This window comes from Paragemmobacter amnigenus, from assembly GCF_009908265.2.
In the GTDB taxonomy this organism is placed as follows: Bacteria; Pseudomonadota; Alphaproteobacteria; order Rhodobacterales; family Rhodobacteraceae; genus Paragemmobacter; species Paragemmobacter amnigenus.
Genome location: NZ_JAAATX020000001.1, coordinates 396,832 through 419,669 on the forward strand (window position 1 = coordinate 396,832; position 22,838 = coordinate 419,669).

23 protein-coding genes and 1 tRNA gene are annotated in these 22,838 nt (G+C 67.4%); 15 read left to right on the plus strand and 9 right to left on the minus strand.

Annotated elements, in window-relative coordinates; translation table 11 throughout:
- Window position 1: 1 nt before the first annotated feature.
- Window positions 2-340 carry a hypothetical protein gene (locus tag GU927_RS02030; protein WP_161760655.1) on the minus strand — a complete coding sequence of 113 codons (339 nt, stop codon included), beginning with the start codon at window positions 338-340 and terminating at the stop codon, window positions 2-4.
- A 400-nt stretch (window positions 341-740) separates the two neighbouring features.
- Between GU927_RS02030 and GU927_RS02035 the strand changes: the two genes are divergently transcribed.
- The 3 genes from GU927_RS02035 (at window position 741) to GU927_RS02045 (ending at window position 2,608) form a co-directional block, all read left to right on the plus strand.
- A complete protein-coding gene (locus GU927_RS02035; RefSeq protein ID WP_161760656.1) occupies window positions 741-1,142 on the plus strand; it encodes an Hsp20/alpha crystallin family protein in 402 nt (133 codons plus the stop codon).
- A 7-nt stretch (window positions 1,143-1,149) separates the two neighbouring features.
- Complete coding sequence (locus GU927_RS02040) at window positions 1,150-1,806, plus strand: phosphoribosyltransferase (RefSeq protein ID WP_161760657.1); 657 nt, start codon at window positions 1,150-1,152, stop codon at window positions 1,804-1,806.
- A gap of 97 nt (window positions 1,807-1,903) precedes the next feature.
- Window positions 1,904-2,608, plus strand: coding sequence for a response regulator transcription factor (locus tag GU927_RS02045; RefSeq protein WP_161760658.1), 705 nt, complete (start codon window positions 1,904-1,906; stop codon window positions 2,606-2,608).
- A 59-nt stretch (window positions 2,609-2,667) separates the two neighbouring features.
- Here GU927_RS02045 and GU927_RS02050 read toward each other — a convergent pair whose 3' ends face one another.
- Entirely contained in the window at window positions 2,668-3,849 is a 1,182-nt protein-coding gene (locus GU927_RS02050) for a response regulator (protein WP_161760659.1), read from the minus strand.
- Window positions 3,850-4,031: 182 nt separating this feature from the next.
- Here GU927_RS02050 and GU927_RS02055 point away from each other — a divergent pair, with 182 nt between their 5' ends.
- From GU927_RS02055 to GU927_RS02075, 5 genes are all read left to right on the plus strand, one after another.
- Window positions 4,032-4,862: a Crp/Fnr family transcriptional regulator gene (locus GU927_RS02055; RefSeq protein ID WP_161760660.1), complete on the plus strand. Its 831-nt coding sequence runs from the start codon at window positions 4,032-4,034 to the stop codon at window positions 4,860-4,862.
- Window positions 4,863-4,965: 103 nt separating this feature from the next.
- Window positions 4,966-5,133, plus strand: a complete 168-nt coding sequence (locus tag GU927_RS02060) for a hypothetical protein (protein WP_217765502.1) — start codon at window positions 4,966-4,968, stop codon at window positions 5,131-5,133.
- A 99-nt stretch (window positions 5,134-5,232) separates the two neighbouring features.
- On the plus strand, window positions 5,233-5,946 hold the full coding sequence (locus GU927_RS02065) for an ABC transporter ATP-binding protein (RefSeq protein ID WP_161760661.1): 714 nt from the start codon (window positions 5,233-5,235) through the stop codon (window positions 5,944-5,946).
- The gene (locus GU927_RS02070; RefSeq protein WP_161760662.1) at window positions 5,940-8,300 is read left to right on the plus strand and encodes an ABC transporter permease; all 2,361 of its coding nucleotides are present in this window, start codon (window positions 5,940-5,942) and stop codon (window positions 8,298-8,300) included. Before GU927_RS02065 ends, GU927_RS02070 begins: the two co-directional genes overlap by 7 nt.
- Before the next feature lie 2 nt (window positions 8,301-8,302).
- Complete coding sequence (locus GU927_RS02075) at window positions 8,303-9,493, plus strand: efflux RND transporter periplasmic adaptor subunit (protein WP_161760663.1); 1,191 nt, start codon at window positions 8,303-8,305, stop codon at window positions 9,491-9,493.
- A 369-nt stretch (window positions 9,494-9,862) separates the two neighbouring features.
- On the opposite strand, the gene GU927_RS02080 is transcribed toward GU927_RS02075, so the two are convergent.
- The 4 genes from GU927_RS02080 to GU927_RS02095 form a co-directional block, all read right to left on the minus strand.
- Window positions 9,863-9,938: transfer RNA gene (locus GU927_RS02080), tRNA-Thr, on the minus strand.
- Window positions 9,939-10,050: 112 nt separating this feature from the next.
- Window positions 10,051-11,088 carry a zinc-binding dehydrogenase gene (locus tag GU927_RS02085; protein WP_161760664.1) on the minus strand — a complete coding sequence of 346 codons (1,038 nt, stop codon included), beginning with the start codon at window positions 11,086-11,088 and terminating at the stop codon, window positions 10,051-10,053.
- Window positions 11,089-11,178: 90 nt separating this feature from the next.
- Complete coding sequence (gene purS / locus GU927_RS02090; RefSeq protein ID WP_161760665.1) at window positions 11,179-11,418, minus strand: phosphoribosylformylglycinamidine synthase subunit PurS; 240 nt, start codon at window positions 11,416-11,418, stop codon at window positions 11,179-11,181.
- Window positions 11,419-11,490: 72 nt separating this feature from the next.
- Window positions 11,491-12,258 carry a phosphoribosylaminoimidazolesuccinocarboxamide synthase gene (locus GU927_RS02095; RefSeq protein ID WP_161760666.1) on the minus strand — a complete coding sequence of 256 codons (768 nt, stop codon included), beginning with the start codon at window positions 12,256-12,258 and terminating at the stop codon, window positions 11,491-11,493.
- A gap of 188 nt (window positions 12,259-12,446) precedes the next feature.
- Between GU927_RS02095 and GU927_RS02100 the strand changes: the two genes are divergently transcribed.
- The 5 genes from GU927_RS02100 (at window position 12,447) to ptsP (ending at window position 18,977) form a co-directional block, all read left to right on the plus strand.
- Window positions 12,447-12,761 (plus strand): DUF1476 domain-containing protein, encoded by a 315-nt coding sequence (locus tag GU927_RS02100; protein ID WP_161760667.1) that lies wholly within the window; start codon window positions 12,447-12,449, stop codon window positions 12,759-12,761.
- Window positions 12,762-12,960: 199 nt separating this feature from the next.
- Window positions 12,961-13,974: a betaine--homocysteine S-methyltransferase gene (gene bmt, locus GU927_RS02105; protein ID WP_161760668.1), complete on the plus strand. Its 1,014-nt coding sequence runs from the start codon at window positions 12,961-12,963 to the stop codon at window positions 13,972-13,974.
- 336 nt (window positions 13,975-14,310) lie between these two features.
- Window positions 14,311-15,570, plus strand: coding sequence for an aspartate kinase (locus GU927_RS02110; protein ID WP_161760669.1), 1,260 nt, complete (start codon window positions 14,311-14,313; stop codon window positions 15,568-15,570).
- Between the two features lie 189 nt (window positions 15,571-15,759).
- On the plus strand, window positions 15,760-16,659 hold the full coding sequence (locus GU927_RS02115) for a DMT family transporter (protein ID WP_161760670.1): 900 nt from the start codon (window positions 15,760-15,762) through the stop codon (window positions 16,657-16,659).
- A 74-nt stretch (window positions 16,660-16,733) separates the two neighbouring features.
- Window positions 16,734-18,977, plus strand: a complete 2,244-nt coding sequence (ptsP, locus tag GU927_RS02120; protein WP_161760671.1) for a phosphoenolpyruvate--protein phosphotransferase — start codon at window positions 16,734-16,736, stop codon at window positions 18,975-18,977.
- 255 nt (window positions 18,978-19,232) lie between these two features.
- Here ptsP and GU927_RS02125 read toward each other — a convergent pair whose 3' ends face one another.
- The gene (locus GU927_RS02125) at window positions 19,233-19,991 is read right to left on the minus strand and encodes an EcsC family protein (RefSeq protein ID WP_161760672.1); all 759 of its coding nucleotides are present in this window, start codon (window positions 19,989-19,991) and stop codon (window positions 19,233-19,235) included.
- Window positions 19,992-20,029: 38 nt separating this feature from the next.
- The gene (locus GU927_RS02130; protein ID WP_161760673.1) at window positions 20,030-20,515 is read right to left on the minus strand and encodes a GNAT family N-acetyltransferase; all 486 of its coding nucleotides are present in this window, start codon (window positions 20,513-20,515) and stop codon (window positions 20,030-20,032) included.
- Window positions 20,516-20,599: 84 nt separating this feature from the next.
- On the opposite strand from GU927_RS02130, the gene GU927_RS02135 reads away from it, so the two are divergent.
- On the plus strand, window positions 20,600-21,184 hold the full coding sequence (locus GU927_RS02135) for a flavin reductase family protein (RefSeq protein WP_161760674.1): 585 nt from the start codon (window positions 20,600-20,602) through the stop codon (window positions 21,182-21,184).
- A 27-nt stretch (window positions 21,185-21,211) separates the two neighbouring features.
- Here the strand turns inward: GU927_RS02135 and GU927_RS02140 are convergent, their stop codons facing one another.
- Window positions 21,212-21,790: a dimethylsulfonioproprionate lyase family protein gene (locus tag GU927_RS02140; protein WP_161760675.1), complete on the minus strand. Its 579-nt coding sequence runs from the start codon at window positions 21,788-21,790 to the stop codon at window positions 21,212-21,214.
- 118 nt (window positions 21,791-21,908) lie between these two features.
- Between GU927_RS02140 and GU927_RS02145 the strand changes: the two genes are divergently transcribed.
- Window positions 21,909-22,781 (plus strand): S-methyl-5'-thioadenosine phosphorylase, encoded by an 873-nt coding sequence (locus tag GU927_RS02145; protein ID WP_161760676.1) that lies wholly within the window; start codon window positions 21,909-21,911, stop codon window positions 22,779-22,781.
- The last annotated feature ends 57 nt before the right edge of the window (window positions 22,782-22,838 follow it).

Genomic DNA, 22,838 nt, shown 5'->3' on the forward strand with positions numbered 1-22,838 from the left:
CTTACCGGCGCCGCAGGATCAGGCCGAGGATCAACCCGAAGCCGACCACACCCATAAGCGCGGCGACGGCCTGCAGGGGATGGTCGCGGACAGAATGTTCGGCGCGGGTTTCAAGCTTTGCCACCCTTTCGCGCAGGTCATGCGCAAGGCGCCGCCCTTCGCGGACCAGCGTTTCCGATCCCGCCTCCAGTTCTTCACCGATGGTCTCGGCCCGTGCGAGCCCGTATCCGCCCAGCTTGCGGGCAAAGACCAGGGCGGCGCGGCGCAGCTCGGTTATGTCGGGATCGCCATGCAGCGGTCTTGCATGGGCTTCGTCGGGTTTGACCGTGTCTTCCGGCATGTCCACTGCCTCCATCTTCGGTTGGGGTGATCTGCCCAGAGTGCCACGCGGCGGCCCCGGTTCATTGACGACCGACAAGCGCGGGAGGCGCGGCAAACCGTTGTCGGCCATCAATGCGGCGCCCCGCGACAGACCCGAGGATGGGAGACGGCAAAGCGGTCAGGGTCGCGTTCGAGGACCAAGGGTGCTGTCCCCTTGTTCCGATGGCCCTTTGCCCAAAGCCGTCTGCCGGGCGCGATTATCCCCCTTCCCCGGCTGACGGCATCACCCAAGGGAGCCAGAGATGCCGGAACCGAACGAAACCCCGCTTTCCACCCGCCGTGACCGTTTTTCGCTGTTCGGAAACGGCCACCGTGCCCGGATTCCGCGGACGGGAAACCTAAGGGACGAGATCGACCGCATGTTCGATCTGTTCACACGTTTTCCGCCCGAGGGACTGTCCCTTTCCGAACCTCGCGGCTGGATCGATCCGTTTCCGGCGCTCGACATGGCCGAAACCGGCGACGGGTACGATCTGTCGATCGAACTGCCGGGCATGGGGGCGGAAGATGTCGATGTCCGCCTGAAGGACGGCGCAGTGGTCATCAGCGGCGAGAAGTCGGACGAGCACGAAGAAGACAGCCCGGAGCGCCATATCAGCGAACGGCGCTGGGGCAGTTTCCGGCGCAGGATCGCCCTCCCGCCGGATGCCGATCCCGCACGGATCGAGGCAAGGTTCACGCGCGGCGTGCTCAGGCTGCACCTGCCCAAGTCGCCCGCCGCGCTTGCCCTGGAAAAGACCATCCCCGTGAAGGAGTCCTAACGGAACCATGGCGCATTTTCGCGACCGCGCCGATGCGGCAAAGGTTCTGGTTTCCCTCCTGCCCGCGATCGTGGATCGGGACTGGGTGATAGCGGGGCTGGCGCGTGGCGGCATACCGATTGCCGCCCGCATCGCCGAGGCCCTTGGCGCGCCCATGGAAATCCTGATCGTGCGCAAGGTCGGGGTTCCGGGCAATGCGGAACTCGCCCTCGCCGCGGTCACGGGACCGGGTCCGGAGCGGATGGTCGTCAACGAAACGGTGCGGCGCTTTCACAGGCTATCGCCCGACGATGTCAACCGGCTGAGCGGGCCTGCCGTGGCCGAGGTCAGCCGACGCCGCAAGAGATGGCTGGGCGGTGCGGCGGAACTCGACCTGCACAGGCGCCGGGTCCTGATCGTGGATGACGGCATGGCGACCGGAACGACCATACTGGCGGCGATCCGCGTGGTCCGTCAACTGGGCGCGGCCCAGATCGGCGTGGCGGTGCCCGTCGCCCTTGGCTCGGCCCTGCATGGCCTTCCGGCGGACATTGCGCCGGTCCTGTGCCCCCATCCGGCCGATGCGGCAAGCAGCGTGGGCGAAGCCTATGAGTCATTCCCTCAGGTGGCGGATGACGAAGTTCCCGCCTTGATAGCAAAGCTCAAGGCTCGGGCGAAGTCGTGACCATCCGGAAATCCGAGTTTGAAAGACAGGTTAAATGCGCAGTGGCCCGATGCTAGGCTTTCAGGCGGGCCTTCCCCGTAACAGTCGGAGGAAGAAGGTGACTCTTCCGCGAATCCTCGTCGTCGATGACGACAGCAGAGTGCGCGACGTCCTGCGTGAAGGGCTTTCGAACGAAGGCTGGATCGTCCACGAGGCGTCGAACCGTGCCGAACTCCTTGAGACCATCCGAACGCACGATGTCGATCTGATAACTCTGGATCTGTCCTTGCAGCACGAGGACGGACTGGCGATCGCGCGCGAATTGCGATCCTTCCGCAATGTTCCGATCCTGATGATAACAGGCCGCGGCGCACCCTTCGACCGCGTGACAGGACTTGAACACGGGGCGGATGACTATGTCGCCAAGCCTTTCCTGATCCGCGAGGTGGTGTTGCGGATCAGGCGGCTGCTGGGCACCTATCGCCAGCCCCTGCTCCAGTCAGAGCCGATCCGGTTCGACCATTCGACGCTCGACCCGAACAGGGGTGTGGTCGACGGGCCGGACGGGGTATCGGTCGGGCTGACATGGCATGAGCAGAAGCTGCTCCAGCTCTTCGCGATGAACCCCAACCGCGTCCTGAGCCGGGATGACATCGCAATCGCGCTGACCGGACGCGAATGGTCGCCGATGGACCGGACCATCGATGTGCATGTCGCGCATCTGCGCCGCAAGCTTGCGAACATGTCGGACGTCCCGAAGATGATCCGTTCTGTCCGCGGCGTGGGCTATGTCTTCACGGCCGAGGTCCATCCCGTGGCCTGAAGGGCACGTCCGCACTTGGGGGCACGGGTCGCTGGCCGCACCGATGCGGTGCGCCGCCGTCAGGACTGCGCGGACAGGCACCGTCGGACGGCAAAGGCAAGATCCCGCAGGCTGTAGGGTTTGGCGAGGATTTCCGGGGTCTGCGATGCCTCGTGCTCGTCACGATAGACGCCGGAGGCATGACCGGAGGTGAGGAGCACCGGAATACCCGGATGCCGGTTGCGCAGCATGGCAGACATTTCCAGTCCCGACGGACCACCCGGCAGGATGATGTCGGAGAATACCAGATCGACGGGTTCCCCGCGACCGATATGGGCCATGGCAGCCGCGGTGTTCGACGCCTCGGACACGACATATCCCAGCGCCTCGAGCCGCTGCATGGCGGCCTCGCGCACGAGGGGATCGTCCTCGACGACAAGGATGCTTTCGCCATCCCCCAAGGGAACCTCGCCATCCTGCGGCAGGGTCTCCACCGCCACGCCATCGCATATCGGAAGCAGGATGATCGCCCTTGTCCCTTGCGGTCCCGTTTCGATCCGGAAGCTGCCACCCGCGCGCTTTGCTGTCGCCATGACGCTGGCAAGGCCTAGACCGGAGCCCATCCCGCTGGGTTTGGTCGTGAAAAAGGGCTCGCCTGCCCGCGCCGCAACATCGGCGGACATGCCCGGGCCTTCGTCCGCGACCGTGATCTCGACCTTGTCCTGCGGAGGTTCCTGCGTGTCCGTCCCGCCTTCCGTGCGACCGGTACGCCGGGTCGAGATGAGAATACGCCCCCCATCAAGCTGGACGTCGCGGGCGTTGACGACAAGGTTCAGGATGGCGGCGTCGATCTCGGCAGGGTCAGCGAGGATATGGGCGGCATCGCTGCCGGGCTCGAACGCCAGCAGGATGTCGTCGCGCAGGACGCGCCGGTAGATTTCCCATGTCTGCCCCAGATGGGCGTCAAGATGGAACCGCACGGCCTGCCCGCCATGTCCGCCCGCAAGGGTCAGCAGACGCCTGTTGAAGCCGGCACCCATCTGGGTGGCCTCCATCGCGGTGTTGAGCATGGCCCGCACGGATTCGTTCGCGACCTTGGGCAGCGCCAGTTCCAGATTGCCGAGGATCACGCTGAGGATGTTGTTGAAATCATGCGCGACCATTCCGGCCAGCCGCCCCACCGTCTCAAGCCGCTGGGCCCGCGCAAGCGCCTCTTCCGGGAGATCAGCCCCCGGACTGTCCGTTCCAAATTCACTCGGCATACCACCCGCCTCCGGAAACCGGGCAAGAGCAATCGGGCGCGCGGCGGCATCTTAACAAATCTCAACAATTCTGTCCGTGCCTTTCTGCGGCGCGCAATGGCAAGGTCAGCCCAGGGTGGAAAGGACCGGGCAGGTATTCCACCACCGATCGCGTCCCGTCACCAGGAAAGCAGGAGCTTGGAATGTCCCCGTCCCTTCCGGTCGGTCCGACCGCGCAAACCTCCTGTGCCGATTGTCCCGCCGCGCTGTCTGGCCCGTGCCAATGGTTCGCGCCCTGCCTGCGGGACAAGATCGTGGCGGCCAGCATCCATCGCCGGTTCCGTCAGGGCGAAACGATCCTGCCGGGTGGACAGGTGCCGGCGCGGGTCGGCATCATCCTGTCGGGTCTGGTGAAGATCTGCACCATAGACGAGCATGGAAACGACCATGTCCTGCAGATCCTGCATCCGGGCGAAATGGTGGGCGATCCGTTCGGCGCGTCCGTGCCCTTCTCGTTCGACGCGGCCACGGATGCGACACTGTGCCTGACGCAAAGGGCCCCGATGAAGGAGGCGTTCGATCGCCATCCGGATTCCTACGCCGCCCATCTGCGCATCGCCATGCGCCAACAGCTGGAATTGCATTTCGCCCAACTGTCCATGCGCGGCCGGAACTCCCTGCAGCGCATTGCCTACTGGATCTCGACCCAGACGCCGGAAGCAGGCCCAGACCGTGTCCTGTCGGTTCGCATCCTCCTCTCGCGCCGGGATCTTGCCTCCTTGCTGGAAATGACCGTCGAAACCCTGTCGCGCAATCTTCACCAGTTGGAGGATCGCGGCGTCATCCGGATCGTGACGCCCGAGCGGCTGGAGATTCTGGATGCAACGCGGTTGCGTCTCATGGCCCGCTTTCAGGATGCAAGGCTGAAGGATGCGCTTCAGCGTCAGGGCTGGGAATGGGGCGCGCGCGCGGTGAACCTGCCCCGCTTTTCGGCGCGCGGCACAAGGGCAGACCAACCGACGCTGCGGCAATAGTGCGCAAGCGCATTCCCCTGACCGTGCCATGACCGTCGACAATGCGCAAAGCGGCAGGCGCCGCAGAATGGTCTGGAATTGCTCCTGATCTGCGGAACCCGTCATGCGTGTCGCCACACTCCTTCTCTGCCTCGCGTCACTTGCCCTCTCCGCCTGCGCCGGACCGGGCCGCTATCCCCTGTCCGGCGAAACCTGCGCGCCGGACGATCCGGTACATGACATGCAGGGATGCGATTTCATGGTCATGCAGCTTCTGCCGGTTTGCGGATGATCGGCAGGGACCGGGGCATCCGCCGAACGCGTTGCGCTCGATCAAGGTGAAAGCGACAGGACCGGATATCCTTCCGCCACGTCATGAACGGATCGGGACATGCCGGAGCGCGGCACCATCATCGAGGCGCGGGGTCTGACCAAGACCTACCGGAACGGCCCGACCGAGGTCCGCGCCCTGCGCGACGTCGATTTCGCGGCGCGGCGCGGAGAGTTCGTCGTCGTCCTCGGGCCGTCGGGATCGGGAAAGTCCACATTCCTCAACATCCTTGGGGGGATCGACAGCGCCAGCTCCGGCTCGGTCCTGTTCGACGGTCAGGACATCACCCGTTTCGGCGAAAAGGCCCTGACCCGATACCGGCGCGACCATGTGGGCTTCGTCTTCCAGTTCTACAACCTTGTGCCAAGCCTGACGGCGCTGGAGAACGTGGCGCTCGTCACGGAGATCGCGGCAAGGCCGATGCGCCCGGAAGAGGCGCTGGACATCGTCGGGTTGTCGGGCCGGCACGGGCATTTCCCCGCGCAGCTTTCGGGTGGCGAGCAGCAGCGTGTCGCCATAGCCCGGGCCATCGCCAAGCGGCCCGATCTTCTGTTCTGCGACGAACCGACCGGGGCGCTGGACAGTGCGACGGGGGTTCTCGTGCTCGACGCGCTGGTCGAGGCGAACAGGACGACCGGGGCCACGACCCTGATCATCACGCATAACGCCACCATCCAGCAGATCGCCGACCGCACGCTGCGCTTTGCCGACGGGCACATCGTGGACGAGATCGCCAACGCCACCCGCAAGCGCCCGGGTGACCTGTCATGGTGATCCCGCCCCTCCGCCGCAAGGCGATGCGCGACTTGCGGCGGCTTTGGGCGCAGGCTCTGGCCATCGCGCTGGTGCTGGCGGCGGGTGTGGCGACCCTGATCCTCGGCAACGGGGCCCATCGGGCGCTGTCGGAAACGCGGGACCGGTATTACACCGATTACCGCTTTGCCGACCTTTTCAGCGATGTCGTCCGCGCGCCCCTGTCGCTGGTCGAGGATATGCGCCGCATCGAAGGGGTGATCCGGGTCGAGGCCCGCATCGTGAAACTCGGCAGACCCGAGATACCGGGATTGGCAGAACCGGCGTCAGTCCTGCTCGTCTCGCTGCCGGGGGAAGAGGGGCTGAACGCGCTGCATCTGCGCGCAGGTCGCCTGCCTGACGCCACTGCCGCCGACGAGGCCGTCATATCGCAGGACTTCGCCCTGGCGCATGGCCTGCAACAGGGGGCGCGGCTTGTCGTCGTGATGAACGGCAAGCGGCGGGCGCTGTCGGTCACGGGCATCGCCCTGTCGCCGGAGTTCATCTATGCGCTCGGCCCCGGCGAGATTATGCCCGATCCGCGCCGCTTTGGCGTGGTCTGGCTGCCGCGTCCGGCGCTGGAGCAGGCCTTCGACCTGAAGGGCGCCTTTTCGAACGTCGTGCTGGGCCTTGCACCCGGCGTGTCCGGGGCGGGTGTCGCGACCGCCCTTGACCGGCTGACCGCGCCCTATGGCGGCGGCGGGGCGACCGGACGCGGCGACCAGATATCCCACGCCTTTCTGGATGCGGAGTTGCGGCAGCTTGGCGCCATGGTGAAGATCCTTCCCCCCATCTTCCTGCTGGTGGCGGCGATGCTGGTGCACATGACTCTGTCCCGCCTGATCACGCTGGAACGCGAACAGATCGGCCTTCTGAAGGCCCTGGGCTATAGCCCGGTCCAGATCGCGCGGCACTATCTGGAGTTCGTCCTTCTGATCGCCGCCGCCGGTATCCTTGCCGGTTTCGCCGCCGGCGCATGGCTGGGCGCAGGGCTGGCGGAACTCTATGCGCGGTTCTTTTCCTTTCCGTTTCTGGTCTTCGGCACCGATCCGCGCGTCTATGGGCTGGCCGCCCTGGTCACCGCGCTGGCAGCCGTGGCCGGGGCGCTGCAATCGCTGCGCGCGGTTCTGGCCCTGCCGCCCGCCATCGCCATGGCACCGCCCGTCCCGGCGGATTACAGGCAGTCAGGCCACGGCATCCTGCAGGCGATCCCGCTGCGGCAGACAGGGCGCATGGTGGTGCGCCACCTCTGGCACTGGCCGGTCCGGACGGCCTCAAGCGTGCTGGGCATGGCCATGGCGGTTGCGATCCTCGTCGCCTCGCTCTGGTCCTTCGGCTCGATCGATCACATGATCCATGTCACCTTCGGGTTGGCCGAACGGCAGGACGTGAAGATGATCTTCACCGCGCCAGAACCTTTGCGCGCCCTGTCCGAAGTCCGCCACATGCCCGGCGTCATGGCGGCGGAACCCTTCCGGGTGATCCCGGCAAAGCTGGTCCATGGCACAAGGTCGAAACGTGTCGCCGTCGAAGGGCGCAGCGCCGACGCGCGCCTGTCCCGCGTGCTTGCCCCGGACCTGCGGCCCATGCCCATGCCCGCCGACGGCCTGATCCTGAGCGAGGCCCTGGCCGATGCAATGGCCCTGCGCAGGGGGGACGTCGTGCAGGTGCGCTTCCTCGAGGGGAAGAGGACGGTCGTCGACCTGCCGGTCAGCGGCATTTCGGTGGGGTTCATGGGGCTGGGCGCGAGCATGGACCTTGCGGCCCTTGGTCGTGCGGCGGGGGAAGGTCCGCGCATCTCGGGGGCGAACCTTCTGCTTGACCCCGACGCGACCCCGGCCTTCTTCGCCGCGGCAGCCTCGGCCCCGAAAACGGGATTCCTGAACGTCACCGATCTGACGGTGTCCCGGTTCCGCGCCACACTGGCCGAGAACATCACCCTGATGATCACCGTCTACGTGACGCTTGCCACCATCATCGCCATGGGCGTGGTCTACAACTTTTCGCGCATCGCGCTGTCCGAACAGGGGCGCGAACTGGCAAGCCTGCGCGTTCTGGGCTTCACCCGCCACGAGGTCGCGGGGGTGATCCTTCTGGAACTTGCCATCGTGGTGCTTCTCGCCCAGCCGCTGGGCTGGCTGATCGGACATGGCATCGGGCTGGCGATGGTCGCGGCCTTTTCTTCCGATCTCTACCGCGTTCCCTTCGTCATGGGGCGCGAGGTCTATGCCACCGCAAGCCTGATCGTGCTGGCCGCCGCCATCCTGTCCGCGCTTGCCATACGGGGCCGTGTCGACCGGCTCGACCTGATCGCCGTCCTGAAGACGAGGGAATGACCATGCGCCGTCTCGTGCCCGTTGCCATCGCTGCTGCCACCCTCGGACTGCTGGTCTGGGCCTTCCTGCCCGACGTGCCCGTCGTCGAAACCGCGCCCGTCACGCGCGGCCCCCTGACCGTGTGGATCGAGGCCGAGGGCGAGGCGCGCATCCGCGAGGTGGTGGTCGTATCGGCCCCGATCACGGGACTGCTGCAACGCATTGCCCTGCATCCGGGGGACAGGGTGCAGGAAGGCGACAGCGTGGCGCGGATCGGTCCGGTGGCCCCTGCCCTTCTGGATGCCCGCGCGCGCGCCGTGGCGCAGGCGGGTGCGGCTGCCGCGGCGGCGGCCGTCACCCTTGCCCGAAGTCAGGTGGAGCAAGCCGAAGCCGCGCTGGACTATGCCCGGACAGAAGCGGAGCGGTCCCGTGCCCTGTTCGCGCGCGCGGCACTTTCGGCGCGGATGCTGGACGATGCGATCCTTGCCGAACGCACCGCCGCCGCCGCAGTGGCAAGCGCCCGCGCCAACCTGTCCGTGCGCGAACGCGAAAGGGACAGCGCCCTGGCGGTTCTGGACGGGGGCATGACCGGTGCTGCGCCGCCCTGTTGTGTCGACGTCACGGTGCCGACCGGCGGCCGCATCCTGCGTGTGGTTTCCGAGGATGCGCAGGTCGTGCAGGCCGGAACCCCGATCCTCGAGATCGGCGACCTGTCCGATCTGCAGATCGTGGCGGATGTGCTGTCGCGTGAGGCGGTCAACATCGCGGAAGGCGCCGACGCCACCGTCACCGGCTGGGGCGGTCCCGATTTCACGGCCAGGGTAGAACGGGTCGAACCGGGCGCCAGGACAAAGGTCTCGGCGCTCGGGATCGAGGAACAGCGCGTCGGGGTGCGCCTGTCCCTGCAGGATGCCCCCCCGCCCGGATTGGGCCATGGCTTCCGCGTCACCGTCCGCATCACCGTCTGGCACGGAAAGGACGTCCGGATCCTTCCGGTCGCGGCGCTGTTCCGCGACGGAGCGGACTGGGCCACATTCGAGGTCATCGACGGCCATGCGGTCCTGCGGAAGGTCAAGCTGGGTGAGCGCACGGACAGTCAGGCCGAGGTCGTTTCAGGAATTGACGATGGTGCCATCGTCATTCTGCATCCTGACAATGCCATCGAGGCGGGCGCTCGGGTCGAAATGAGCCCACGGCTTCCTGCGACGGGCTGAGGGCCCACGGATTTCATGACGGCCGCTCAACGCCGCGAAGAGACCTGCCGCGCATTGTCTGACGTCAATGCCGGCACGTCCGAGACGGCCATGTTGGTCCCATCGACAGGAGGAGGACAGCCGGAAGAAACCGGAAGGACCGTCGCAAGATGAGGACAGAAGGATTCGCCCCCTGGACGCGATGAGCCCTGTCGGTCGGGGTCGTCGCCAGACCCCAGAGGCACGGCACGATGCCAGTTCCGAGGGCAAGGGCGGAGACCCTTGTCATGATCTGCCGCGGCAGGCAGAGAGATACTGCAGAACTTTCCGTCGAAGACCCTTTCTTTAAAGGGGCTTCGCAAACCATTTAAACCGGTTTTGCGTGGGAAGTGGTGCCGCTGAAGGGACTCGAACCCCCGACCCCATCATTACGAATGACGTGCTCTACCAGCTGAGCTACAGCGGCCTGGTGGCTCGCTATTAGCACCCCTCCTTGGCAGTGTGTAGCCCCTTCGGCGGAAAAAAAATCGGGTGGCGGAAAATTCCTTCCGGGCTGCGCGTCGGCGCTGGGGGGACGGTCAGCGCGTCAGGTCGTCGATCACCGCGACGCCGGGTGGCATCGGGCCGTCGAAGGCGCGCAGTTCGGCCGAGGCGCCCGAGAGCGGCACGGTGCGGGCGACCAGCGGGGACATGTCCACCACCCCGCGCGTGATCATGTCCAGCAGCGAGGGATATTTCCACGCGGGCATACCGCGCGTGCCATAGACGGCAAGCTGCTTCATGTAGACCGCGTTCATGTTGATCTCCATGCGCGCGGTATGGCCGGTGGGCAGGCCCACCTGCACATGCCGCCCCAAGGGGCGCAGGCATTCGAGCGAGGCATTTGCGGTGGCCTCGATCCCCAGCGCCTCGATGGAGACATGCGCGCCACCCCCCGTCGCCTCGACGATGCGGGCGGCCACGTCCCCCTCGCGCGCGTCGAAGGCGGCCTCGGCCCCCAGCTCCAGCGCATGGCGCAGCTTTTCCGGCACCACATCCACCACCACGACCCGTGCGCCCAGTGCACGGCCAATGATCAGCGCGGACAGCCCGATGCCGCCCGTGCCATGCACCGCCAGCCATTCGCCCGCCTGTATCGCCGCCCGTCCCGTCAGCGCGTGCCACGCCGTCGTCACGCGGCAGCCCAGGCCCGCCGCGAGCACGGGCGAAAACCCTTCGGGCAGGCGCGCGAGATTGTGGGCGCGCGGGACCGAGATGTATTCGGCATAGGCCCCCGGCTCTCCGAAGCCGGGCACGCGCTGGGATTTGCAGATGGTGGAGTTGCCAGACTGGCAATCGGGGCATTGCCCGCAGGCAAGGATGAAGGGTGCGATGACGCGGTCACCCGGCGCCCAGCGCGCCTGTGGGCCGGCCGCGACCACCTCGCCGCAATATTCATGGCCCGGAATCGCGCCGGGTTTGACGCGGGGATGTTCCCCCACCCAGCCGTGCCAGTCGCTGCGGCAGACGCCGCAGGCCAGCACGCGCAGGATGACGCCGTCCGGTTCACAGACCGGATCGGGGACGGTCTCGATCACGAGATCCTGACGATAGGCTTTGAGGATGGCGGCGCGCATGGCTTTCTCCGGACTGGTGGCCCGAGGGAAGCATCGCGCCGCGCGGCTGGCTAGAGCGAAGCCGACAGAGCCCTGTCGGGATCGTCGCGATCAGAGGATTTCGACGCGGTAGCTTTCGATCACGGTATTGGCCAGCAGCTTCTCGCACATGGCCTTGACCTCGGTCTCGGCGCGGGCGCGGTCGGTCTCGGCCAGATCGAGTTCGATGACCTTGCCCTGACGCACCCCGTTCACGCCGGCAAAGCCCAGCCCCCCCAGCGCATGGCGCACGGCCTCGCCCTGCGGGTCCAGAACGCCGTTCTTGAGCATGACGGTGACGCGCGCTTTCATTCCATCCCCCCGGGACCGTTTTCCGAATGGCCGTGCCATAACGCCCCGCCCCGACAGGGGCAAGGCGTCTGTTCAGTTGATCAGCGTGGGCTTGGGCGCGTGGGTCACGTTGGACGGCAGCACGCCCAGACGGCGGGCGAGTTCCGTATAGGGGTCGGCCAGCGGCCCCGGCTCGCGCACCACGCCCTCGCGCTCCATCGCCTCGGAGGCCGAGCGGATGTCCCACAGGCGGCAGCTGTCCGGGCTGATCTCGTCGGCCACGATCAGGCGCATGTAGTCGCCCTCCCAGATGCGGCCCACCTCGATGCGGAAATCGGCAAGGCGGATGCCCACGCCCATCATCACGCCCGACAGGAAGTCGTTGACCCGCAGCGCCAGCGCGACCATGTCGTCCAGATCCTGCTGGCTGGCCCAGTTGAAGGCGATGATATGCTCTTCGGACACCAGCGGCGTGCCCAGACGGTCGTCCTTGTAGTAATATTCGACGATCGGGCGCGGCAGCGGCGTGCCTTCGGGGATGCCCAGACGCTTGGACAGGTCACCTGCGGCAAAGTTCCGCACCACCACTTCCAGCGGCACGATCTCGGCCATGCGGACAAGCTGTTCGCGCATGTTCAGGCGGCGGATGAAATGGGTGGGAACGCCGATGGCGTTCAGGCCGGTCATGAAGAATTCCGACAGGCGGTTGTTCAGCACGCCCTTGCCTTCGACCGCCGCGGGGGCGGGAACGGCGGGGGTCGGCGCGCTGTCATCCTTGAAATACTGGATCAGAGTGCCCGGCTCCGGCCCTTCGTACAGGATCTTCGCCTTGCCCTCGTAGACCTTCTTGCGACGTGCCATGAATGCTCCGGTCAATGCACAAGGCGGGGCCAACCAAAGGGTTCCCCGCCTGTTCCCGCGGGCTATAGTCCAACGCGGACCTTCCCGCAAGGCGCGAGGCGGGCGCAGGGGATGCAGGGCTCCTCTTGCAGCGGGCGCTGGCTGGGGGCATATGGTGGGGAAAGCCAAACCGGATCAAGGGGCCCGACATGACCACCTTCGACGATCGCGAAAACGCCTTCGAGGCCAAATTCGCCCATGACGCCGACATGCAGTTCCGCGCCGAGGCGCGCCGGAACAAGCTGGTGGGGCTCTGGGCCGCGGGCCTTCTGGGCAAGACGGATGATGCCGCAGCGGACTATGCGATGTCGGTCGTGTCGGCCGATTTCGAGGAAGCCGGCATCGAGGATGTGGTCCGCAAGGTCGCGGCCGATCTGGCGGGCAAGGCCAGCGCCGACGATGTGCGCGCCAAGATGGCCGAACTGCTGCCGGTGGCCAAGCAGCAGCTGATGGACGAGCTGTGATGTAGGCGGGCGGCATTGCGCACCCTTAGGCATTAGGCACCCTGCGGGGTGCCTTTTGTTTTGCGCCGTGCCTGACGCGCGCTTTGCAGCAACGGTCCGTATTCCCGCTTCCCTTCATAATCATCATGCGCATATTCGATTTGCCCCCGCCCTGCCCGCATGGCAGATCAGGCGGAACGAACTTCCAGAAAGGTGCCCCATGGCCGATGCGCTGACCGAGCTTCTCTCCACCCGCGACTGGCTGATGGCCGATGGCGCGACGGGGACGAACCTGTTCAACATGGGCCTGTCCTCGGGCGAGCCGCCGGAACTGTGGAACATCGACCAACCGGACAATATCCGCAAACTCTATCGCGGCGCGGTCGAGGCGGGATCGGACATCTTCCTGACCAACACCTTCGGCGGCAATGCCGCGCGGCTGAAGTTGCACAACGCGCAGGGCCGCGTGCGCGAGCTGAACCGTGTCGGCGTCGAACTGGGGCGCGAAGTGGCCGATGCCTCGGGGCGCAAGGTCGTGGTGGCGGGGTCGGTCGGCCCGACGGGCGAGATCTTCGAGCCGATGGGAACGCTCACCCACAAGGACGCGGTCGAGATCTTCCACGAACAGATGGAAGGGATGAAGGAAGGCGGCGTCGACGTGCTGTGGATCGAGACGATCTCGGCCCCCGAGGAATACAAGGCCGCCGCCGAGGCCGCAAAGCTGGCGGGCCTGCCGTGGTGCGGGACCATGAGCTTTGACACCGCAGGGCGCACGATGATGGGCGTGACATCCGCCGCGCTGGCCGAACTGGTGGAAAAGCTGCCCAACCCGCCCATCGCCTTTGGCGCGAATTGCGGCGTGGGCGCGTCGGACCTGATGCGGACGGTGCTGGGCTTCGCCTCGACCGGAACAGAGCGGCCAATCATCGCCAAGGGCAATGCGGGCATCCCGAAATACCATGACGGGCACATCCATTATGACGGCACGCCGGAACTGATGGCGGAATATGCGGTGCTAGCGCGGGATGCGGGCGTGCGGATCATCGGCGGCTGCTGCGGGACGATGCCGGAACACCTGCGCGCCATGCGCGCGGCGCTGGAAAGCCGCCCCAGGGGGCCGCGCCCGACGCTGGAGGACATTTCCGAAAAGCTGGGCGGTTTCTCGTCCAGCTCGGACGGCACGGGCGACGATGCGGGCGCACCGCGCCGCGAACGTCGGGGGCGGCGGGGGTAAGGGCGCGCACCGCGCACCGGGCTTGACCCGGGGCCTCCGGCGACAGGCCGCGCCTCCGCACCTGTAGCATCGGCATGGTCAGCACCGAATTCCACCCGACGCGGGGGTGGCGGCCGTCCCGCCGGGGTGGCTGCACATATATGTGCGGCCGCCCCGGGGGGGCGGGACGGCCGCCACCCGGGCCATTGGGCCCGGGTGAGACCCGACCGTTGCGCCCATGCGCGTTGTTTCCGCACTTCGCCACACGGTACACCGGCACAGCCAGAACCGCCCTTGCACCCCGCTCCGCCCCGCCCTAAGAAGCGCGCGGAAATTCGGGCCGTGCGGGGGGGATGCATGCCGCTTCTCGTGATGAAATTCGGTGGCACCTCGGTGGCCGACCTCGCGCGTATCGAAAACGCCGCGAAGAAGGTGCAGAAAGAGGTCGAGCGCGGCTATGACGTCATCGTCATCGTCAGCGCCATGTCGGGCGAGACCAACAAGCTCGTGGGCTTCGTCGAAGGCACGTCCAAGCTTTACGACGCCCGCGAATATGACGCGGTGGTCGCCTCGGGCGAGAATGTGACCGCGGGCCTGATGGCCCTGCGCCTGCAGGAGATGGGCGTTCCCGCGCGGTCCTGGCAGGGCTGGCAGGTGCCGATCCAGACCACGGCGCAGCACGGCTCGGCCCGCTTTGTCGACATCCCGCGCGCCAATATCGACGCGAAGTTCAAGGAAGGCTTCAAGGTCGCGGTCGTGGCGGGCTTCCAGGGTGTCAGCCCCGAAGGCCGCATCACCACGCTGGGCCGCGGCGGTTCGGACACCACCGCCGTTGCCTTTGCCGCCGCCTTCGGCGCGGAACGCTGCGACATCTACACCGACGTTGACGGCGTCTACACCACCGACCCGCGCGTGTCGTCCAAGGCGCGCAAGCTGGAGAAGATCGCCTTCGAGGAGATGCTGGAGCTTGCCTCGCTCGGCGCCAAGGTCCTGCAGACCCGCTCGGTCGAGCTTGCCATGCGCTACAAGGTGCGCCTGCGCGTGCTGTCATCGTTTGAGGATACCGACGAAACGTCCGGCACTCTTGTCTGCGACGAGGAGGAAATCATGGAATCGAAAGTCGTCTCTGGCGTCGCCTTCTCGCGCGAGGAAGCGAAGATCACCCTCTTCACCATCGAGGACCGCCCGGGCGTCGCCTCGGCCATCTTCGGCCCCCTGGCCGATGCGGGCGTGAACGTGGATATGATCGTGCAGAACATCAGCGAGAAGGACTATGACGACGCCCATCCCGGCGCCGTCACCGACATGACCTTCTCCTGCCCGATCAACCAGGTCGACCGCGCCCGCAAGGCGATGGAGGATGCCAAGGCCGCAGGCAAGATCGGCTATGACGAGCTGATCGTGGATACGGATGTGGCCAAGGTGTCGGTCGTGGGCATCGGGATGCGGTCGCATGCGGGCGTCGCGGCCAAGATGTTCAACGCGCTCTCGGCGGAAAACATCAACATCAAGGTGATCTCCACCTCGGAGATCAAGATTTCCGTCCTGATCGACCGGAAATACATGGAACTGGCCGTGCAGGCGCTGCACGATGCCTTTGATCTGGACAAGGCGTAAGCGTTCAGCGCGCCGATGTGACCCGTCCCGCCCCGGTCCATGGATCGGGGCGTCTTCATTCCGGCAGGCAAATTTCTTCGAAGAAATTTGCAAGGGTTTTCGAAAACTCTTGCCCCCGTCGCCTTCCGCGCGCCCTGCGTCGCCCCTGCCGCTGTGGCCCTGCCCGCGCCGCGCCATCCTGAGCCCGCAATGACCGACACCGCCCCCCCGCGCCCGCGCTTCGACCCCGTCTTCCCGCTGCTCTCGGCGCTGCTGGTGCTGACATGGTCCACGGGGTTCTTGGGTGTGCGGGGCCTGTCCGACACGACGCCGATCCTGACCATCCTGTTCTGGCGCAGTCTGATCTCGGGGCTGGTCCTGCTGCCCTTCGCGCTGCGCTTCGGGCCCCGCCTTGACCTGCGGGCGGTGGTCGAACAGGCGGGGTTCGGGACGTTTTCCATGTTCCTCTATCTGGGGGGCTTTTCCCTTGCCATCGGGCAGGGCCTGCCCACGGGCCTTGTCGCGCTGATCACCGACATGCTGCCTTTGGGCGTGGCGCTGCTGGCGGGGCCGCTGCTGGGCCAGCACCTGAGCGCGCGGCAATGGCTGGGCACGGGCGTCGGCGTGGCGGGCGTGGCGCTGGTCTCGGCCGAGGGGCTGCGGCTGGGCGATGCGCCGCTCTGGGCGCTGGCGCTGCCGGTGGCGGGGACCATGGCATTTGCGCTCTCGGCGGTGATGCAGCGGCGGCTACGCCCCGCCTCGGTCGCGGTGCACCAGTCGCTCTGCCTGCAATGCCTGACGGCGGCGGCGCTCTTTGCGTTGGCCGCCCTGCCCTTTGGCGGCGTCGCCCCGACGCCCACCCCCGCTTTTGCCGCAGGCATCGGCTGGCTGGTGCTCTTTGCCACCTTCGGCGGATATGGCACCTATTACCTGTGCCTGACCCGCTATCCGGCGGCGCGGGTGACGGCGGTGCTTTACCTGTCGCCCCCCGTCACCATGGCCGCCGCCCATCTGGCCTTCGGCGAGCCGCTCTCGCCCCTGATGCTGGCGGGTACCGCCGTCACGCTGGCGGGCGTGGCCCTTGCCGCCGCCCGCGGCGCGCAGGGCTGAGACGCCGCCATCAGCAGGGGTTCCCCCGCTGCGGTCGATATGCTCTAAAGACCGCAACAGGGACAGACAGGCCGATGCCAGAACGGACGGAAAGCGAAAGCCGCAAGCTGCTGCGGCGCCTGCGCGACACGCTTGCCACGACAGGCGGCGGTCAGGACCGTCTGGACCGCATCACCCACCTGATCGCGGATTCCATGGGGACCGAGGTCTGTTCGATCTACCTGTTCCGCGACCCCGAAACGCTGGAGCTTTGCGCGACCGAAGGCTTGCGTCCCGAATCCGTGCACCAGACCCGCATGAAGCTGGGCGAGGGGCTGGTGGGCCGCGTGGCGCGCACGGGCCTGCCCGTCAACACCGCCAACGCCCCGCAGGAAAAGGGCTTTCGCTACATGCCCGAAACGGGCGAGGAGATCTATTCCTCCTTCCTTGGCGTGCCGATCCAGCGGGTGGGGGAAAAGCTGGGCGTCCTTGTCGTGCAGTCGCGGACCGCGCGCGAGTTTTCCGAGGACGAGATCTACGCCCTCGAAGTGGTCGCCATGGTGCTGGCCGAGATGACGGAACTGGGCGTCTTCAACGGCGATGCCGACGGGATGCGGGCGCTGCACAAGCAACCGGTGATGATCCGGGGCGGCACCGGTCAGGAAGGCGCGGCCGAGGGGCGCGTCTGGCTGCACGAGCCGCGCGTGGTGGTCACGAACCCCGTGGCCGACGATCCGCTGACCGAGATCGACCGCATCCGCGAGGCGGTGGGAAAACTGCGCGTGTCGGTCGACGACCTCCTGAGCGCGGAAAGTCTGGACAAGGACCAGAAGGCGGTTCTGGAAGCCTATCGCATGTTCGCCAATTCGCGCGGCTGGCTGCGCCGGATGGAAGAGGACATCCAGCGCGGCCTGTCGGCCGAGGCGGCGGTGGAAAAGGAACAGTCGGCGGCGCGGGCGCGGCTGGAACAGGTGCCCGACGCCTATCTGCGCGAACGCCTGCACGATCTGGACGACCTGTCGAACCGCCTGCTGCGCATCCTGACGGGTCAGGGCAGCGATACGGGCGCGGCCATGCCGGAAAATCCGGTTCTGGTGGCGCGCAATATCGGGCCTGCGGAATTGCTGGAATACGGGCGCAAGCTGAAGGGCGTGGTGCTGGAGGAAGGCTCCGTCGGGTCGCACGCGGCCATCGTGGCGCGCGCGCTGGCCATTCCGCTGGTCATCCACGCCGACCGCATCACGACCGAGGCGCTGAACGGCGACCAGATCCTGGTCGACGGGGATCAGGGCATCGTCCATCTGCGGCCCGAAGAAACGGTCGCCCGCGCCTTCCGCGACAAGATCGCGATGCAGGCGGCGGCGCAGCAGCGCTATGCATCGCTCCGCGGCCTTCCGGCGCAGTCGAAATGCGGCACGGTGACGACGCTGATGATGAATGCGGGGCTGATGGCGGACCTGCCCAGCCTTGACGGATCGGGTGCCGAAGGGGTGGGCCTGTTCCGGACCGAGCTGCAATTCCTCGTCCGCAACAAGATGCCGCAACGGGCAGAGCTGGCCGCGCTTTACGCCCGCGTGATGGATGCCGCGCATGGCAAGCGTGTGGCCTTCCGCACGCTGGACATCGGGTCGGACAAGGTGCTGCCCTATATGAAGCCGCAGGACGAGCCCAACCCCGCGATGGGCTGGCGCGCGATCCGCGTGGGACTGGACAAGCCGGGCGTGCTCAGGATGCAGTTGCAGGCGCTGATCCGCGCGGCCAAGGGGCGACCGCTGACCGTGATGTTCCCCTTCATCACCGAGCTGTCGGAATTCCAGACCGCCCGCGCCATGGTGATGGGCGAATTGCACCGCGAGAAATCGCTGGGCCATCCCGTCCCCGCACGGGTGGAAATCGGCGCGATGCTGGAAACCCCGTCGCTCGCCTATGCCCCCCGCACGTTTTTCGAGCTGACGGATTTCGTGTCGATCGGCGGGAACGACCTGAAACAGTTCTTCTTCGCCGCCGACCGTGAAAACGAACGCGTCCGCCGCCGGTACGACACGCTGAACGTGTCCTTTCTGCGCTTCCTATCGCAGATCATCGCCCGCTGTGCCGAGACGGGCACGCCGCTGTCCTTCTGCGGCGAGGATGCGGGCCGTCCGGTGGAGGCGCTGGCCTTCGCCGCGCTGGGGCTGCGTGGGCTGTCGATGCGCCCGGCCTCCATCGGTCCGGTCAAGGCGCTGCTCCGGCGCGTGGACCTGACCGAGGCGCGGGCGGTGATTGACGCCGCGATGGAGGGCGGTGCCGAAACCGTGCGCCCCGCGCTGATGGACTGGCTGGCGGCGCAGCCGGAGTGAGGGGGGACGGCCTCCGCACGATTGCCTGGTCAGCGATGGCAGCTTTCAGAACAAGGGGTGGCGAAAGGCGCCAGTGGCGCGTTTCGACACGCCGCCGGTAGGGCCGCGCGCGTCCCGCCGGGGCGGGCGCCTCTGGCGCACGTCCCGGTGGGGCGGGACGTGCGCGGACCGTGGCTTTGGGCCACGGTCCGGACCTGACCGTTGTGCCTTTGTGCCAAAATCCAATCGGCGTGGACCGCACACGCCGCCCCACCCTCACCCCTTCGTCACCCGCGCCGGCGTCACCGCCTCGGCAAAGGCCCCCAGGATCTCCTCTGCCCCGTGCTGCTGCGCCAGTGCCAGAAGGGCAAAGCGGATCTCCGCCATCTCGCGGTAATAGCTCAGGAAGGCCGCGTTCAGCGTCGCGCCCGCCACGGCGCCAAGGACGGGAACGGCCTGCGTCGCCAGTTTCTGGCCCATCGTGGAGGCCAGTTTCGGCGCAACGGACTGGATCACCTGCGCGATGGCAGGCCCCGTCACCGTCAGCCGCGCCGACAGGAAGGACGTGTTCACCCCGTCATCCTGCGACAGCGGGCTTCCGGCGGTGAAGACGCGCAGGCATTCGGCGCGGATCGCGGGATCGTCGGGGTCGAAGCCCGCCTCGCGCGCGGCGCGGCGGATCGCGTGCAGGATCACCGTGACCGTGACGGGCAGTTCCGCCACCGATGTGGCAATCCCCCCAGCCCCGCCGACCGCCCCTGACAGCACCGCCGCCGCCATCGGCCCGTTGCGCCCCGTATCGGGCAGCCGGTCGCCCGCCGCCGCGACCCCGTGCGCGGCGAGAAGCGCCTTTTCCACCGCCGTGCCGATCTGCGCCCTGACCCCTTCTGGCAGCGCGTCGAGCCGCCCTTCCACCGCGCCGCCCAGCCGGTTGACCAGCGCCATGACGGGGCCATTGGCGCGCCGGTACCGGCGGGCGAGCGTACGGATTTCCGCGCTGCGGTCGGGGGCGGCGATGGCGGGCAGGTTGTCCATGCCCCGAATGTGGGGGGGATTGCCCCCCGGCGCAAGGATCAGGTGGCCTTGGTCACGGCCCCGCGCACCCCGTCCCACGCGCCGGTCTTCAGCGCCAGCCCCAGCACGCGGTCGGGGTTGGTGGGGGGCGGCATCTCCACCCCGTCCAACCGGTGGAAGCCGAAGCGCGAATAATAGGGCGCATCCCCCACCAGCATGACACGTTCCCAGCCCAGACGCCGCGCTTCGGCCAGAGATTCGTTGATCAAAAGCCCGCCCAGCCCCTCGCCCTGCCGCGTCGGGTGCACGGCCACGGGCCCCAGCAGCAACGCATCCTGCCCCCCCACCTCGACCGGCCAATAGCGGATGGCGGCGGCCAGCGTCCCGTCGCCATCCCGCAGGATCAGGCAGAGCGCGGCCACCGTCGGCACCCCGTCGCGCAACCGGTAGGAGGACAGCGCCGTGCGGCCGGGCGCGAAGCAGAGGTCATAGAGCGCCTCAACCTCCCACCAGTCCTCTTCGGTTTCCTCTTCCAGACGGTACAAGCGGGCGGCCTCCGAATCCTCTGGAAACGCCCGTAACATGCACCTACGACAGGATCAAACCGCCTGACCGGAAAGCCGCCACAGATGTTCTACCGCCCCGCCGAAGGCCACGGCCTGCCGCACAATCCCTTCAACGCCATCGTGACGCCGCGCCCCATCGGCTGGATTTCCACCCGCGGGCCGCTGGGCGACAATCTGGCGCCCTATTCCTTCTTCAACGCCGCCGCCTATACCCCGCCACAGGTAACCTTCGCCTCCACCGGTGCAAAGGATTCGGTGGGCAATGCGCGTGCAAGCGGGGTCTTTGCCGTGAATGTGGTGGAAGAGGCGATGTTCGCCGCGATGTCCGAGACTTCGGCGGAACTGCCGCAGGGGGTGGACGAATTCGCCCATGCAGGGGTGGCCAAGGCGGAATGTGCCAGCATCGATTGCCCCCGCGTGGCCGATGCGCCCGCGACGCTGGAATGTCGGGTCATCGACATCATCACCCTGCGCGGGCAGGACAATTTTCTCGTGATCGGAGAGGTCACGGGCATCCACCTGCGCGACGACTGTGTACGGGACGGGCGGTTCGACGTGACCGCCTTCACCCCCGTGGCGCGGCTGGGCTATCGCGACTACACCTTCGTGCGCGAGGTGGTGGCGCTGAAGCGGCCTGACGAGCGGTGATGCGCCGGATGGGCACGATTGCCCGTCCTACGATATGATCTTCGACTTTGCCGCCAGATCGCCGCCGCGCCAGACATAGGCCGCGACCAGCGGCGCGTCCCCCGTCCGCATGGCATGGGGCATCCATGACGGGTGGCGGATCGGCTGCCCCGGCGGGACCGGCGCAAAGGGCGCGTCGCCCCGCATCCACTCCGCCGCTCCCGACAGGGGCAGATAGACCTCCTCGGCCTCATGCGCGTGGGGCGGATAGTCGATCCCCGGCGCAAGGACCAGAAACCCCGCCGCCACGCGGTCGCTGGCAATCGGTCCGCGCAGACCGACCAGTTCTGTCCAGCCATAGCCGCGCAGGAACTCCGCCCCGAAATCCCCCGCGCCATAGGTCTGCCCCCAGCGCAGCGCCGCCGCCCCGTCGCGCAAGCCCGCCACAAGCGCGGCATGGGACGCGGGGGCCTGTGCTGCCGCACGCTCCAGCACGGCGCAGACGGGCAGCGTCGCAGGCTCTGCCACCCGCGTCACGCGCAGCGCGGGCCAGTCCGCCAGCGCCTCGCCCGCCCCCGCTGCGGCAAAGGCCGCCCGCAGCCCGAAGGCCAGTTCCACCGCATCCATCCGCGCCCTCCCAGTTGCCCTGCGCCAGTTGACCACAGGCGCGGCACGGGATCATCCCCCTTTCCTGCCCGTCCCGCCTTGCCTAAGCTGCACTGCGGCGTAACGAGGGGGGCGGCAGATGCAGACCATGATCGGGGTGATCGGCGGCTCGGGCGTCTACCAGATCGACGGGCTGGAAGGCGCGGCATGGAGGCGCGTCGACACGCCCTGGGGCGCGCCCTCGGACGAGGTGCTGACCGGCCGTCTGGGCGGTGTCGCCATGGCCTTCCTTCCCCGCCACGGGCGCGGCCATGTCCATGCCCCCTCGGACGTGCCCTATCGCGCCAATATCGACGCGCTGAAACGGCTGGGCTGCAGCGATGTCATCGCCGTCTCGGCCGTGGGGTCCCTGCGCGAGGATTTCCGGCCCGGCGATTTCGTGCTGGTGGACCAATATATCGACCGCACCTTCGCCCGCCCCAAATCCTTTTTCGGGTCGGGCTGCGTGGCGCATGTGGGCTTTTCGCACCCGACCTGCCCGCGCCTGTCCGACGCCTGCGTGCAGGCCGCGCGGGCCGCAGGCGTGACGGTACATGACAGCGCCACCTATCTGGCGATGGAGGGGCCGCAATTCTCCACCCTCGCCGAATCCCGCCTTTATCGGTCGTGGGGGGCGGATGTGATCGGGATGACGGGGATGCCCGAGGCCAAACTCGCCCGCGAGGCAGAGCTTTGCTATGCCTCGGTCGCGATGGTGACGGATTACGACTGCTGGCATCCGGGGCATGATGCGGTGGATGTGGCCGCCGTGATCCGCACGCTGACCGCCAATGCGGGCAATGCGCGGGCGCTGGTGGCGGGGCTGCCCGCACGGCTGGGCGCGGGGCGCGCGCCCTGCCCGCATGGCTGCGACCGCGCGCTAGAGACGGCGGTGATGACCGCCCCCGACAAGCGCGATCCGGCCCTGCTCGCGCGGCTGGATGCCGTGGCCGGGCGCGTGCTGGGAAGGTAGGGCGCGCGCCCGCCCAACCCTTCCTTAACCCGCGGCAGGGGCAATGGGGCTTTCCCC

What these genes read in the sequence shown, in the direction of transcription:
- GU927_RS02075 (WP_161760663.1), top strand. Translation starts at nt 8,303, where the DNA reads ATGCGCCGTCTCGTGCCCGTTGCCATCGCTGCTGCCACCCTCGGACTG.
- GU927_RS02125 (WP_161760672.1), bottom strand. Translation starts at nt 19,991, where the DNA reads ATGGACAACCTGCCCGCCATCGCCGCCCCCGACCGCAGCGCGGAAATC.
- GU927_RS02085 (WP_161760664.1), bottom strand. Translation starts at nt 11,088, where the DNA reads ATGCGCGCCGCCATCCTCAAAGCCTATCGTCAGGATCTCGTGATCGAG.
- GU927_RS02135 (WP_161760674.1), top strand. Translation starts at nt 20,600, where the DNA reads ATGTTCTACCGCCCCGCCGAAGGCCACGGCCTGCCGCACAATCCCTTC.
- GU927_RS02145 (WP_161760676.1), top strand. Translation starts at nt 21,909, where the DNA reads ATGCAGACCATGATCGGGGTGATCGGCGGCTCGGGCGTCTACCAGATC.
- bmt (WP_161760668.1), top strand. Translation starts at nt 12,961, where the DNA reads ATGGCCGATGCGCTGACCGAGCTTCTCTCCACCCGCGACTGGCTGATG.
- GU927_RS02115 (WP_161760670.1), top strand. Translation starts at nt 15,760, where the DNA reads ATGACCGACACCGCCCCCCCGCGCCCGCGCTTCGACCCCGTCTTCCCG.
- GU927_RS02040 (WP_161760657.1), top strand. Translation starts at nt 1,150, where the DNA reads ATGGCGCATTTTCGCGACCGCGCCGATGCGGCAAAGGTTCTGGTTTCC.
- GU927_RS02110 (WP_161760669.1), top strand. Translation starts at nt 14,311, where the DNA reads ATGCCGCTTCTCGTGATGAAATTCGGTGGCACCTCGGTGGCCGACCTC.
- GU927_RS02070 (WP_161760662.1), top strand. Translation starts at nt 5,940, where the DNA reads ATGGTGATCCCGCCCCTCCGCCGCAAGGCGATGCGCGACTTGCGGCGG.
- GU927_RS02035 (WP_161760656.1), top strand. Translation starts at nt 741, where the DNA reads ATGTTCGATCTGTTCACACGTTTTCCGCCCGAGGGACTGTCCCTTTCC.
- GU927_RS02140 (WP_161760675.1), bottom strand. Translation starts at nt 21,790, where the DNA reads ATGGATGCGGTGGAACTGGCCTTCGGGCTGCGGGCGGCCTTTGCCGCA.
- GU927_RS02065 (WP_161760661.1), top strand. Translation starts at nt 5,233, where the DNA reads ATGCCGGAGCGCGGCACCATCATCGAGGCGCGGGGTCTGACCAAGACC.
- purS (WP_161760665.1), bottom strand. Translation starts at nt 11,418, where the DNA reads ATGAAAGCGCGCGTCACCGTCATGCTCAAGAACGGCGTTCTGGACCCG.
- ptsP (WP_161760671.1), top strand. Translation starts at nt 16,734, where the DNA reads ATGCCAGAACGGACGGAAAGCGAAAGCCGCAAGCTGCTGCGGCGCCTG.
- GU927_RS02055 (WP_161760660.1), top strand. Translation starts at nt 4,032, where the DNA reads ATGTCCCCGTCCCTTCCGGTCGGTCCGACCGCGCAAACCTCCTGTGCC.
- GU927_RS02100 (WP_161760667.1), top strand. Translation starts at nt 12,447, where the DNA reads ATGACCACCTTCGACGATCGCGAAAACGCCTTCGAGGCCAAATTCGCC.
- GU927_RS02060 (WP_217765502.1), top strand. Translation starts at nt 4,966, where the DNA reads ATGCGTGTCGCCACACTCCTTCTCTGCCTCGCGTCACTTGCCCTCTCC.
- GU927_RS02095 (WP_161760666.1), bottom strand. Translation starts at nt 12,258, where the DNA reads ATGGCACGTCGCAAGAAGGTCTACGAGGGCAAGGCGAAGATCCTGTAC.
- GU927_RS02050 (WP_161760659.1), bottom strand. Translation starts at nt 3,849, where the DNA reads ATGCCGAGTGAATTTGGAACGGACAGTCCGGGGGCTGATCTCCCGGAA.
- GU927_RS02030 (WP_161760655.1), bottom strand. Translation starts at nt 340, where the DNA reads ATGCCGGAAGACACGGTCAAACCCGACGAAGCCCATGCAAGACCGCTG.